Annotated in this window: 13 protein-coding genes; 9 read left to right on the forward strand and 4 right to left on the reverse strand. The window is 46.2% G+C overall.

The window, feature by feature from the left end; translation table 11 throughout:
- The first annotated feature begins 229 nt into the window (after positions 1 to 229).
- The 8 genes from Q4Q50_RS19745 (at position 230) to Q4Q50_RS19780 (ending at position 7,132) form a co-directional block, all read left to right on the forward strand.
- On the forward strand, positions 230 to 610 hold the full coding sequence (locus tag Q4Q50_RS19745) for a type IV pilin protein (protein WP_006086002.1): 381 nt from the start codon (positions 230 to 232) through the stop codon (positions 608 to 610).
- Complete coding sequence (locus tag Q4Q50_RS19750) at positions 611 to 1,048, forward strand: GspH/FimT family pseudopilin (RefSeq protein WP_107946583.1); 438 nt, start codon at positions 611 to 613, stop codon at positions 1,046 to 1,048. It abuts the gene before it with no gap.
- On the forward strand, positions 1,045 to 1,455 hold the full coding sequence (locus Q4Q50_RS19755) for a prepilin-type cleavage/methylation domain-containing protein (protein ID WP_311900772.1): 411 nt from the start codon (positions 1,045 to 1,047) through the stop codon (positions 1,453 to 1,455). The genes Q4Q50_RS19750 and Q4Q50_RS19755 overlap by 4 nt, the downstream gene beginning before the upstream one ends.
- A 2-nt stretch (positions 1,456 to 1,457) precedes the next feature.
- Positions 1,458 to 2,027 (forward strand): PilW family protein, encoded by a 570-nt coding sequence (locus Q4Q50_RS19760; RefSeq protein ID WP_311900773.1) that lies wholly within the window; start codon positions 1,458 to 1,460, stop codon positions 2,025 to 2,027.
- An 18-nt stretch (positions 2,028 to 2,045) separates the two neighbouring features.
- Entirely contained in the window at positions 2,046 to 3,689 is a 1,644-nt protein-coding gene (locus tag Q4Q50_RS19765) for a DUF7305 domain-containing protein (protein WP_311900775.1), read from the forward strand.
- A gap of 253 nt (positions 3,690 to 3,942) precedes the next feature.
- Positions 3,943 to 4,212: a chaperone NapD gene (locus tag Q4Q50_RS19770; protein ID WP_006086007.1), complete on the forward strand. Its 270-nt coding sequence runs from the start codon at positions 3,943 to 3,945 to the stop codon at positions 4,210 to 4,212.
- Entirely contained in the window at positions 4,209 to 6,704 is a 2,496-nt protein-coding gene (gene napA / locus Q4Q50_RS19775; protein WP_311900777.1) for a nitrate reductase catalytic subunit NapA, read from the forward strand. Before Q4Q50_RS19770 ends, napA begins: the two co-directional genes overlap by 4 nt.
- Positions 6,701 to 7,132 (forward strand): nitrate reductase cytochrome c-type subunit, encoded by a 432-nt coding sequence (locus tag Q4Q50_RS19780; RefSeq protein WP_311900778.1) that lies wholly within the window; start codon positions 6,701 to 6,703, stop codon positions 7,130 to 7,132. Before napA ends, Q4Q50_RS19780 begins: the two co-directional genes overlap by 4 nt.
- Before the next feature lie 267 nt (positions 7,133 to 7,399).
- Here the strand turns inward: Q4Q50_RS19780 and Q4Q50_RS19785 are convergent, their stop codons facing one another.
- Positions 7,400 to 7,552, reverse strand: a complete 153-nt coding sequence (locus Q4Q50_RS19785; protein ID WP_006082989.1) for a hypothetical protein — start codon at positions 7,550 to 7,552, stop codon at positions 7,400 to 7,402.
- Between the two features lie 93 nt (positions 7,553 to 7,645).
- On the opposite strand from Q4Q50_RS19785, the gene Q4Q50_RS19790 reads away from it, so the two are divergent.
- Positions 7,646 to 8,533: a LysR family transcriptional regulator gene (locus Q4Q50_RS19790; RefSeq protein ID WP_006086011.1), complete on the forward strand. Its 888-nt coding sequence runs from the start codon at positions 7,646 to 7,648 to the stop codon at positions 8,531 to 8,533.
- A gap of 176 nt (positions 8,534 to 8,709) precedes the next feature.
- On the opposite strand, the gene fusA is transcribed toward Q4Q50_RS19790, so the two are convergent.
- From fusA to Q4Q50_RS19805, 3 genes are all read right to left on the reverse strand, one after another.
- Complete coding sequence (gene fusA, locus Q4Q50_RS19795) at positions 8,710 to 10,803, reverse strand: elongation factor G (protein ID WP_220592060.1); 2,094 nt, start codon at positions 10,801 to 10,803, stop codon at positions 8,710 to 8,712.
- A 441-nt stretch (positions 10,804 to 11,244) separates the two neighbouring features.
- On the reverse strand, positions 11,245 to 12,693 hold the full coding sequence (locus tag Q4Q50_RS19800) for a diguanylate cyclase (RefSeq protein ID WP_311900779.1): 1,449 nt from the start codon (positions 12,691 to 12,693) through the stop codon (positions 11,245 to 11,247).
- Positions 12,694 to 13,027: 334 nt separating this feature from the next.
- The coding region (locus Q4Q50_RS19805; RefSeq protein ID WP_311900781.1) for a transposase at positions 13,028 to 13,333 on the reverse strand (306 nt) is incomplete at its 5' end.

The raw sequence follows: 13,333 nt of genomic DNA on the forward strand, positions 1-13,333 counted from the left end.
TGTTACATAAAGATATATCAACATCAGATACGTGACCAAGCCCACAATAACGCCCTATTTGCGATCGAGTTAAAGACTAATAATCAACCAATTGTTGCATTTTAATGTCAACCCAAATACATTATCATAAATTGAAATGACAACGTTGTCATAACGTACAGATAACAGTTTAACTCTCACGTTAATGAGTAACTGCAATACGCATCAACCAGCACAAATGGAGTTGTGAATGAGTTCTATCATCCGCATAGAGAAAGGTTTTACCTTAATTGAACTCATGATCGTCGTAGCCATCATCGGCATTCTCGCCGCTATCGCTATCCCTTCTTTTTCCGAATACCTAAAGCAAGGTCGTCGTTTCGATGCCCAGCAATATTTGATGACGAGCGTGCAAGCATTAGAACGCAATTATTCCCGTCAAGGTAAGTATCCTGCTGCGCAAACCTTAACCAACAGTCCTTACTACACTTTTAGCTACACACCGGCGGACGACAAGTTAAGTTTCTCCCTCTCGGCAGTCCCAACCAGCCGCCAATCGGATAGCTGTGGCACCTTAAGCATTAATCAGAAAGGCGTGCGAACTCCTGCTGCCAATTGTTGGACAAATTAAATGTCGAACACGTGGAATCAAGGATTTACCTTAGTTGAGCTTATGGTTACCGTCGCGATTATCGGTATTTTAGGCAGCTTAGCACTCCCTTCGTACCGCGATGTTATGGCACGTGAACAGCTAACCGCTGCCGCGAATGAATTGGTCTCTAGCTATAAATTTGCCCGCAGCGAAGCGATAAAACGCAGCACTTCAATTACCCTCACGGCAACAGAAGCGGGACTTTGGGTCATTAAAGATAGCGACGATAACGAATTGAAGGTTTTTACGCCCCCGACACGTGGGGTTGCTGTAACAGGACTGGCTAGTATCAGTATCAGTGCCACGGGCAATACAGCCAAAACCAGTATTTCATTGGCGAACAGTCAAGGTGAAAACATGAATTTATGCATTTTACCGAGCGGCCAAAGTCAGCTTCAGAGCGGGGATTGTGCATGAAAGCCTTTAATCACATAGGTAAAAAACACCTTGGCTTTACCATGACAGAAGTTTTAGTCTCACTCGTGGTATCAGTCACTTCATTGCTTGCACTGGCAAAAGCGCAGCTATCATCGCTACAACATGCCACCAATAGCTTTCAATACACAGTTGCCACAGTGCAAGCGCAAAATGTCATTGAGCAGATTTGGCCAAGATTATGCGAAGTGCAAAAGCAACCCGCCCGCTTCGAAGATATCAATTTTAGAGCCAGTTTAAGCCAAGATTTCCCCGCAGGCTTTGACTTAGTATTACCCGCCACTTATCAAGACAACATGGCAATTACTGTGACTTGGCAAGATGGTCGAGTCGATACCGATAATAGCGTCAGTCTTAACGCCAGTTTCCCCCATCTGTGTAAGGCCTAACTGTGATTTCAGCTCATCACACTCAATGGAGACACATTAAACCCGCCTTAAGACAAACGGGGTTTAGCTTATCCGAACTGATGATTGCCATGGTATTAGGGCTAATCATCATGATCGCAGTGATCAATTTCTTTGCGCCACTTAAGACTACTGTTGAGGAAAGTAAACGTCTAGAAAATGCCGCTGACGCCTTAAGGTACGCCACGCTAACGCTCAGTAAAAGCATCAAACAGGCGGATAATGTCGCCCTTGTATCGGCTAACGAACTCGTCCTAAGCACGCGTGCCTCCGCAAACCAACCGAGTATTAGCTGTTTAGGCCAAAGTAAAACCGCTGATTACACCGAAACCTTTAGCTTTTTAGCACCTAACTTATCCTGCGACGATGGTGATGGCGCACAAACGCTTCTCACTGGGCTAGAAGCGGCTCACTTCTCTCAAACTGGTGAACTCGTCAGTATTAATTTGAAACCCTTAGCTTTACCGACCCAATATGATCAGGGTATTAGCTTGCAGGTCGCACTGCGTAAACCTCTTTGGCAACAAGCCATTAATTCACAACAAGTGCCATAGGCACGAGGAAGCACAGACATGCACACGGAACGTTCATTTGCTCACGCTTCGCCACTTCGCGGCAGTATTAATAAGCAAAAGGGTGCAGTGTTACTTATCGTCTTAGTCTTCAGTATATTAGCCAGTTTATTGGTCGTGACATCGCTGCGAGATAACTTAGTACAAGAGCGGCTGAGCGGGAACTTCCAGAAGCAAGTCAATGCACAACTCACCGCCGAACAAGGCATGTATGAAAGCTATAACACCCTCAAAGCGACTTTAATTAAAGTGCCCCAAAGCACGGCAGCCTCTTTAAATGACAGCCTGCCAAAAAGTGCCTCAGGCAGTATCGACAGCAGCGCCTATACGTTGACAAAAACCGTGACCCCGAGCGCCGAACTCAGCGTCAACAGCACTGGGCAACACTTAGAAGGTCAGGCCAAACTCAATGCACTCTTCGCCCTAAAAGGCGCAAAGGGCAATAACATTTTTAACGATGCCATCGTTTCCTGCGAGAGCCTCAATCTGACTGGTAGTAGCACAATCGATGGTTATGACTCACGAAAAGGCGCCTACGGCGATAGCTTCAATAATGATCAAGGCAACAGCCAACTCAATAAGCACGGCAAAGGCAATGTGACGACGGTTGAACCGAATGCCGATGTAACCTTGTCGGGCAATTCGCCGATTTACGGCGATGTCAGTGCAACGGGAAATGTCACATTAACTGGCTCATCTTCCCTAATGGGCAATATTCAAAGCAATAAAGATGTCATCGTAGGCACAGGTACGGTCGGTGGGAATATCGCTGCGGGTCATAATTTCGAGCTAAAAAACAGTGGCACTGTTGAAGGCTCAGTGCAAGCCAATAACAACGCATCAACGGCCCCTGGTGCCAAAGTGAATGGGACACTTCAATATGGTGGTGATGGCAACTTCCATCAAAATAGCAACATTGGCCAAGCAGTGAATCTAGCACCCAATGTCCCTCCCGTTCCCACTAAGTCCTGCGATCCCTTAGATATTGGCGCCGTGATGGGAGGGTTTAAAATGCCCAACAATGGCGCGAGAACAATAGCATCAACCCAAAATGTCACCATTTCGCCAACGGGCTCGACAGCGAGTTCAGGTAACAGTAATGCGTTTCCTGCCCTGTCCTCAAGCTCAGAAAACATCTTCGGTTCTGAAACCCCAGTATTTAACCTCGACAGTTTAGTCATGAGTAGTGATGGTGTATTAAACATCAGTGGTGGGGATGTCACACTGATCATCAATGGTGATTTTAAAATGAGTGGCGCAAACCAACTTAATATCGCCCCAGGTTCAAGTTTAACGTTATTTGTGAATGGTGAAATTTCCTTTACGGCAGGCACCAATAACGGCAATAGCATTAAAAGCCAAACCTTAACCAGCAGCAATAAACCGCCGTTAGCGATTTATTCGGGTTCAAATAAAGATGTAACTGTCAGTGGAAGCGTGCCGATATATGCCGCGCTTTACGCGCCTAAATCCAAAGTCAATCTGCCCGGTGGGCCCGAAATCTTCGGCTCTGTAAGAGGCAAATCCATTACCGCTACGGGCGATGGCAAAATCCATTATGACAATGCTTTAGGCGAAGCCGATTTAGGCAGTGACAATGCCATTCCCCCCGCGATAGTACTTAAAGGTTGGCAATATTTATAATCTTGAATTATTGGCCGTATCCCATATACGGCCAAGTACAACACACCTCATCCACAATAAACACACCGCTTAAATTTCAAACTGAGAGTTAGATCACTCGCAAAACTTTGATCCGGATCGACTATCGCTTGTAATACCTCTTGTGAGGTATACCCACATTTTTTATCAGGTCTAGACTCGCCAGTATCAGCACTCGGTTGCTCTCCTTTTTAATATTAAGCAACCGAGTTAACGCCAATACAGGTCAGCCCTTATGAGTCAGGAATACCACGTCACCAGCCTTGTGGTGCATGCCGCGCCTAAAGTCTTACAGCAGGTTGAAGCCAATATCCGCTCATTATTGGGCGCCGATATTCATGCGGTTACGCCCGAGGGGAAATTGGTTGTCACCCTCGAAGGGAGTAGCCAAAGGGCGATACTCGACAATATTGAAGCCATCAATGCCCTGTCCGGCGTGTTATCTGCCAGTTTGATTTACCACCAAGTCGCACCTTTAGAACAAGAGAGTGAGGAAAGATTATGAGCATAAGCCGCCGCGAGTTTCTCAAGGCCAACGCAGCGGTTGCCGCCGCAACAGCCGTTGGTGTCACGCTTCCCATTAAAATGGTTGAAGCCGCCGAACAGCCAGACAATATCAAATGGGATAAAGCCCCTTGCCGCTTCTGCGGTGTGGGTTGTAGCGTATTAGTCGGCACCAAAGCGGGTAAAGTCGTTGCTACTAAGGGCGATCCTGAAAGTCCAGTCAACCGTGGCCTTAACTGTATTAAAGGTTATTTCCTCTCAAAAATCATGTACGGCAAGGACAGATTAACCACGCCCTTGCTGCGGATGAAAGACGGCAAATACCATAAAGAAGGCGAGTTCACCCCAATCAGTTGGGATATGGCCTTTGATACTATGGCGGCTAAATGGAAACACAGTCTCGCCACCAAAGGCCCGACGTCTGTAGGTATGTTTGGTTCAGGTCAATGGACTATTTGGGAAGGTTATGCCGCCTCTAAACTTCATAAAGCAGGTTTCCTTACCAACAATATCGACCCTAACGCACGCCACTGCATGGCCTCTGCCGTAGGCGGCTTTATGCGCACCTTCGGTATCGATGAACCCATGGGTTGTTATGACGATTTAGAAGCCGCCGATCAGTTTGTGCTTTGGGGCGCGAACATGGCCGAGATGCACCCAATTCTATGGGCACGTTTATCCGATAGACGTTTAAGCAGTCCAACTTGCCGCGTGCATGTGCTGTCGACCTTTGAAAATCGCAGCTTCGATTTAGCCGATAATCCTATGGTGTTCCGCCCGCAATCGGACTTAGTGATCCTCAACTTTATTGCCAATTACATTATTCAAAATAACGCGGTTAATACCGACTTTGTCACTAAACACACTAAGTTTGCCTTAGGCGTTGACGATATCGGCTATGGCCTGCGTCCAGATCATCCATTAGAGAAAAAAGCCAAAAATCCAGGCAATGGTAAATCGACACCGATTAGCTTTGATGAGTACGCCAAGTTTGTCAGCACTTATACGCTGGAATACGCAGCTAAGATGAGTGGTGTGGAGCCCGAGAAATTAGCAACCTTAGCCAAGGCCTATGCCGATCCTAAGGTTAAAGTGATGAGTCTGTGGACCATGGGCATTAACCAACACGTTCGCGGCGTGTGGGCAAACAACATGCTCTACAACATCCACTTACTCACGGGCAAAATTGCCACACCGGGTAACAGTCCATTCTCGTTAACCGGTCAACCTTCGGCTTGCGGGACTGCACGTGAAGTCGGCACCTTTGCCCATCGTTTACCCGCCGATATGGAAGTCACTAACGACAAACACCGCGCCATTACCGAAAAACTATGGCAAGTGCCTGAAGGGACTATTCCCGCCAAACCTGGCTACCATGCCGTACTCCAGAGCCGTATGCTCAAAGATGGCAAGCTCAACTGCTACTGGACCATGTGCACCAACAACATGCAGGCGGGTCCCAACATCAACGATGAAATTTATCCGGGTTTCCGCAATCCAGAAAACTTTATAGTGGTTTCAGATCCCTATCCAACCATCACGGCCATGGCGGCGGATTTAATTTTGCCAACGGCTATGTGGGTCGAAAAAGAAGGCGCTTACGGCAACGCCGAGCGCCGTACTCATATGTGGCACCAACAGGTTAAAGCCCCCGAAGGCGCGACCTCAGATCTGTGGCAATTAGTCGAGTTTTCAAAACGTTTTAAAGTATCTGAAGTCTGGCCAGCTGAGTTGATAGCTAAGCAACCAGAATATGCGGATAAAACCTTATATGAAGTGCTATTCGCCAACGGCGTGATCGACAAGTTCCCCGCATCGGATTGCAAAGCAGATCTCAACGATGAGAGCGAGCACTTTGGTTTCTATCTGCAAAAAGGCATTTTTGAAGAATATGCCACATTCGGTCGTGGCCACGGCCATGATCTAGCCGACTTTGACCGTTACCACGAAACCCGTGGCCTGCGCTGGCCAGTCGTTGATGGCAAAGAAACCCTGCGCCGTTTCGTTGAAGGTAGCGACCCTTATGTCAAAGCGGGTGAAGGCTTTAAATTCTATGGCAAACCCGATGGTAAAGCGGTGATCTTCGCCCTACCTTACGAGCCCGCCGCCGAAGAGCCGAATGAAGAGTACGATTTGTGGATGTCGACCGGCCGCGTGTTAGAGCACTGGCACACAGGCTCGATGACAGCGCGCGTACCCGAGCTTTACCGCGCTTTTCCCGACGCGCAGATTTTTATGCACCCAGAAGATGCCAAAGCCCGCGGCGTACAACGCGGCGATGAAGTCATAGTCGCATCACCACGCGGTAAAGTAAAAACCCGTGTCGAGACCAAAGGCCGTAACAAACCGCCACGCGGCGTGGTATTTATGCCTTTCTTCGATGCGCGACAGTTAGTCAACAAACTGATATTGGATGCGACCGACCCCCTGTCAAAAGAAACTGACTTTAAAAAATGCCCAGTGAAGGTCTTCAAGGCGGAGAATAACCAATGAGAAAAATACTCACCTTAACAGCGTTACTTATCGGCATAGCGGGTTGTTCCGATCAGCCTGCCTACACCAACGTAGCACCAGTTAATATTCAATCCCTCGCAGGAAACATGGCGATCACCGACATTCGCCCAGCCGATGCCATGGCGATTTATCCCAGTCGCGGCACCGCCATTGAGCGCAGCTTTAGCGAGCAACCACCGCTCATCCCACATAAGGAGGATTACAAGATCACCTTAGATAAAAATGGCTGTCTAAGCTGCCATAGTTGGGACAAAGCAAAACGCATGAAAGCCACGCCTGTTGCTAAGTCCCATGTGATTGATGATAAAGGCACAGTTAACGGGCATAACTATTTCTGTACTCAATGCCACGTCGCTCAAGCCGGAAACAAACAACCACTCGTGGAGAATCAGTTCTCAGACAAGTAAATCACCTTCCCCTGCAAAGCAAAGCCACCCGAATTTATGAGGGTGGCTTTTTGCTATTTAAGCATCCCATCGTAATGAGTTGGCTTACTGTCGGTGATGAGTATTCAAGTAAATATAAGACTAAACGTCTATCGCTGGCTTAGCGTCCGTTACTGAACAGTACTTTCACCGAGGAAGGGATTGAGCAGAAGTTAAAAAGGCGAAGTGAGAATCGAGGGAAATAAAGATAAGAGCAGAATCTAAAACGCAGAAAAGTAAAAACCCAGCCTAGGCTGGGTTTACTTGTTGTTTTGCTTTATGCAAATCACCCGCTGGAGCCGTTTTAGTGACTTGCGCCGCTTTAGCGTTTTGCACCTCTTTTGCCACAGGCATAGCCGCCTGCCACAAAGCCCCTACCCATAGACTCGAACTTGATTTCATCGGTATTCCCCTGTTTTGTTAACAAGGTCAAAGTAATACTTAGGCCATCATTAGTAAAATGAATAAATTCCATAATATGGATTCCATTTGAGCATGAACATCCCAATCAAGACCTTACAATGTTTTCTGACCCTAGTGGAAACCGAAAACTTTACCCGCGCCGCACAGAAATGTTTTATCACTCAGCCGACACTGAGCAAAATCATCCAAAGACTCGAAGAAAGCCTAGGGGAAACCTTGCTGATCCGAAATAACCAAAAGGTTGAGCTAACTCAGGCAGGGCAGCTATTTGAGCACAGTGCGCGGGAAATCCTCGGCCAATGGCATAGATTGCAGGAGGACATGAGTAACCTCAGCGGTCTCAAATCAGGGCGGTTACGACTGGGTGTATGCCCTATGATGAGCAGCCTTATCATAGGCTTGCTCACTAGCTACCGTAAACGTTATCCGGGGGTTGAACTACACATGTATGAGTACGGCGGATTCGGCTGCGAGCAAGCCCTGCTCAATAACAGTCTCGATATCGCCTTTACCGCGCTACCCACAACCCATGAGACAGAACTCGTCAATCAACCCCTGACTAAGTACCCTTTGCTTGCATGCCTGCCTGAGGGGCATCCCTTAGCAGAGAAAGACCACTTAAACTGGCAGGACTTCCAACCCTATCCTTTTATCCTCTATAACGAAGATTTCTCTCTCGCTAAGTTGATCAATCGGCTCAGCCGCAAAGCAGGTGTTCAGCTCAACATTGCCTTTCGCAGCGGCCAGTGGGATTTTCTCGCCGCCATGGTCGAAGCCGATATGGGTGTCGCCATTTTACCTGAGCCGATTTGCAATAGACTAAGCACCAGCAAACTGGTCTTTAAACCTATGCAACCCGCAATGACATGGGATCTGGCGCTTATTTGGCGACAAAGTTTACCTTTAACGCCCGCGGCCAAGGCCTTGCTCGAATTAAGTAAACAAAAGACTGAACGCTGAGAAGATAAAGCAAGAACTGACATTCTATTAAACAAAGGGGTACGGAGCTTCGTCAGCCGAAGCTGATAATGACCGTTGGATCTCACCCATAAAAAAACCGCTGCTAGCCTAGAGGCCGACAGCGGTTTTTATTAGCTAACTAAGCTAATAAAATATTAGCTTAGTTAAGTTAAAAATTACTTCTTAGCTTCAGCAGCTTTACGTTCTTTAACTTGAGCAACAACTTTCTCAGCTACGCTAGCTGGACATTGGCTGTAGTGTGAGAACTCCATAGAGAACTGACCACGACCAGAAGTCATTGTACGTAAAGTACCGATATAACCGAACATTTCTGATAACGGTACGTCAGCTTTAACGCGAACACCTGTTACACCAGCAACTTGGTCTTTGATCATGCCGCGACGACGGTTTAAGTCACCGATCACGTCACCCACGTTGTCATCTGGGCTGAACACGTCAACTTTCATGATTGGCTCAAGAAGTTGTGGTTTAGCTTTAGCGATAGACTGACGGAAAGCGCCTTTAGCAGCGATTTCGAACGCGATTGCTGATGAGTCAACTGCGTGGAATGCACCGTCAGTTAATTCGAACTCAACGTCTAACACTGGGAAGCCAGCGATAGTACCTGTGTTCATCATGCTCGCGAAACCTTTCTCAACTGCTGGCCAGAATTCCTTCGGAACGCTACCACCAACTACTGAAGATTTGAACACGAAACCAGTGTTTGGCTCACCTGGGCGAATGATATATTCGATCTTACCGAATTGACCAGAACCACCAGATTGTTTCTTGTGAGTGTATTGATCTTCAACCATTTGAGTAATGGTTTCACGGTAAGCAACTTGTGGCTCACCTACGATCAATTCAACGCCATAAGTACGCTTCAGAATGTCTACTTTGATATCTAAGTGAAGCTCGCCCATACCTTTAAGGATGGTTTCACCTGAATCTTCGTCAGTTTCTACGCGGAATGATGGATCTTCAGCGATCATCTTACCGATAGCGATACCCATTTTCTCAGATCCACCTTTATCTTTTGGCGCAACTGCGATAGAGATTACTGGCTCTGGGAACACCATGGCTTCAAGAGTACATGGGTGTTTCACGTCACATAAAGTGTGACCAGTTTGAACGTTTTTCATACCCACGATAGCGATAATGTCGCCAGCTTGAGCAGATTCAATTTCAATACGGTCATCAGCATACATTTCACACATACGGCCGATACGCTCAGTTTTACCTGTAGCGCTGTTCAGGATGGTGTCACCCTTCTTCAGTTGACCAGAGTAGATACGTACGAAAGTCAGGGCGCCGAAACGGTCATCCATGATTTTGAACGCTAATGCTTTTAACGGTAAATCAGCAGAAACGATAGCGAATTCGCCAGTTTCGTTGCCTTCTTCGTCAGTTAATGGTTGTGGATCAACTTCATCTGGTGATGGTAAGTAGTCAACAACAGCATCAAGAACCAGTTGCATACCTTTGTTCTTGAATGCAGAACCACAGTATGTTGGGAAGAATGCCATAGTACGAGTACCCGCACGGATACAACGCTTGATGTCTTCCATAGATGGCTCTTCACCTTCCATGTAAGCTTCCATCACAGCATCGTCTTGCTCAACGGCTGTTTCGATCAGCATTTCACGGTATTCTTCAACAAGATCAACCATGTCAGCAGGAACGTCTTGAACTTCGAAGTTCTCTGGTAAACCTGAATCATCCCATACATAAGCTTTACGAGTTAACAGGTCAACAACACCTGTGAATTCGTCTTCAACACCGATTGGTAAAACCATAACCAGTGGATTAGCAGCTAATACGTCTTTAGTTTGCTTAACAACACGTAAGAAGTCAGCACCCATACGGTCTAACTTGTTTACGAAGATAATACGCGCAACTTCAGATTCGTTCGCATAGCGCCAGTTAGTTTCTGATTGAGGCTCAACACCGCCTGAACCACAGAATACACCGATACCGCCATCAAGCACTTTCAGAGAACGATAAACTTCAACTGTGAAGTCAACGTGTCCTGGGGTGTCGATAACGTTGAAACGGTGATCTTTCCAGAAGCAACTAACTGCAGCAGACTGAATAGTAATACCGCGCTCAGCTTCCTGTACCATGAAGTCAGTGGTAGATTCACCATCGTGAACTTCACCGATTTTATGGATTTTACCGGTTAGCTTAAGGATACGCTCGGTGGTCGTGGTTTTACCCGCGTCAACGTGAGCGAAGATACCAATGTTTCTGTATTTGGATAATTCGGTCATGATTCAACTTTAATGAGTAGTTTAAGAAGTAGACGGAGTATGCGACAAACACCGACACACCGCACATCAGATTATTTTAGGCGCATATTGTAAATTGGAACCCTTCTCGGCGCAAATGGCTAGACTACTTTTTCACGATAAAGTCGCGTAATAATTTAATAAAATGGCCATAAACACGAACTAAAACAACTTAGTAAAACTCTTTAGCTTATTTTTCAGTCAATCAATAAAAAACGTTAAAAAAACTACATTCTAATGGGATAAGGTCATTTCTAATGAATTTCTATCATATTGTTAGGTACAAACCACTAACATTAACCCATGAGCATTACGGCTGGTGCAATAATGCTAATCCTTCCTCTAAAATAAAGATGGCTTAGTAAACTCATCTCAGTAGCAACCATTTACTTAAATAACAGTAAATCATACTTGCGCAAATGTTTACCTGTCGGTGCACATTTGATTACGCCCTTGTGCTTTAGCACGATAAAGCGCGCGGTCGGCACGTTCAAAGCACAACATCATAGGTTCGTTATCGGCAAGCTTAGCGACGCCAAAACTGCAAGTTAACTGCACATTGTCAGTAAATTGATAATGTTTGATCCTCTCAGCTATCCGCACACACAAGCTTTCAACTAAGGGTAAGGATGACTGCTGGCAGAGGATCACAAACTCTTCGCCGCCCCAACGGGCAACCACATCAGATTCACGCACGCAGTGCTGTAGTACCTGCGACACTTGCTCAAGGATCCGATCCCCGACGTTATGCCCTAGCGTGTCATTAATCTCTTTAAAGTAATCGATATCAATCATCACAAGGCACATGCCTGCTTTAGCAGATTGATCATGCTGCTCATTATTAATAAAAAGGCGATTAAAGTAATGTCGGTTATACAACTTGGTCAGGGGATCATGGGTAGATAAAAACTCGAGTTCGGCATTTGAAGCCTCAAGCTGCTGTCGTAAGGTTTCGAGCTGCTGATTCTTATCGGTGAGTCTACGGTTATACTGGCTGATAAAGTAAGTTCTTGCCCCCAACATTAGCAATAACAAACACGTCGCGCAGATAACTTGATAAACAAGCGAATAGTTAGTCTCATCTATGACAGTCACATTATTCCACTTCTGATAAATCAAGATCCGCTCCTGCTCACTCACAGCATTTAAGGCCTTATTTATCACAGGTAACAAGGACTCTTGACCATAGGCAACCCCCATCCGCAACTCATCTTCTGGTCCGCCCCAACCGGCTATTTTCAAATGATTAAATCCCGTTTGTTGGATGTAGGAGTTAACCGAAAACATCGATCCCACAAACAGATCGGCACGTTTATCCAGCACCGACTGCAATCCTGCGGGTTCACTGGCAACGGTAAGCGTCTCTATCTGAGGATAATAATGCTGAATATATTCGGCCAAACGATAGCCTTTAGGTACGGCTAAAGTACGTGCGCCAATATTCTCAAATCCTTGTAGAAAAGGCTGCTCTTTAAGTGACACCAATACATTAGGAGAGCGAAAATAAACATCACTGAAGTGCAGATAAGTCTCTCGTATCAGGGTTTTATTCAGCATAGGAGTTAAATCACACTGTCCGCTTTGCAAAAAAGATAAGGTCTCGGTCCAAGAGGAAGTCGGCACCAGCTGAAACTTGAGCGAGGAATGCGATTCAATATAATCAATATAGTCTGACGAAATACCCAGATGCTTACCCTCTCGGATTCCTTCATAAGGCAACCAGTCAGGGTCGACGCAATATCTTACTGTCTGAGTAACACTAACATCTTGGCCAGCAGGCTTAACATTCGCCATCGCTAAACGGTCGGCATAAGCCAGTAATGGCATACACATCAATAGCGGCAATAACCTCAATAAGCCACGCAATTCCATTGATAGTTTCAACCTAAAAGCAGATGCGCGATGGGTAATGTAAAAAAGTGTATACGTGAAAACCGCATAATACCAATTCCCATCACGATGAGTGCGAAGCAGTTACTTATCTATAGTCGGCTCAAAACGCCAGAATATGTGTCAACGCGACACAATAATGGATATGTAGACTGGTATAAAAGCCTCTTGAGTGAGGATGGCTAACATTGAAGTAAATAATGAATGAGGCAAAGTATCACTTATTTCTGATACTCAGATTAGAGCTTTCAAATTTGGCGAGCCTAACAGGACACGATTAATTTACAACTATATCAACAACTTATACCATTCCGCATTAAAGTTCAGTCACCTTTACCCATTCCCGAGAGCACATTTTTACCACGCGTTTTGTACAGCTGATAAAGCTGTTCCATGCCTGGCTGCAGGCATCCACTATGTCCTCATATCCTTTAAAACAGCGATTGGCGAGATAATGTTGGCGCAGCCAACTCCATACCTGTTCGATGGGGTTTAGTTCTGGGGAATATGGCGGCAGTTTGAGTATAGACAGGTTGGGGATATCAGCAGCAATGTCATTGGTATGCCAACCCGCACCGTCCATTACCACGACAGCATGGCGGCCAGGTTTGGTGCGTTTTGC

Source organism: Shewanella scandinavica (genome assembly GCF_031932065.1).
Classification (GTDB): Bacteria; Pseudomonadota; Gammaproteobacteria; order Enterobacterales; family Shewanellaceae; genus Shewanella; species Shewanella baltica.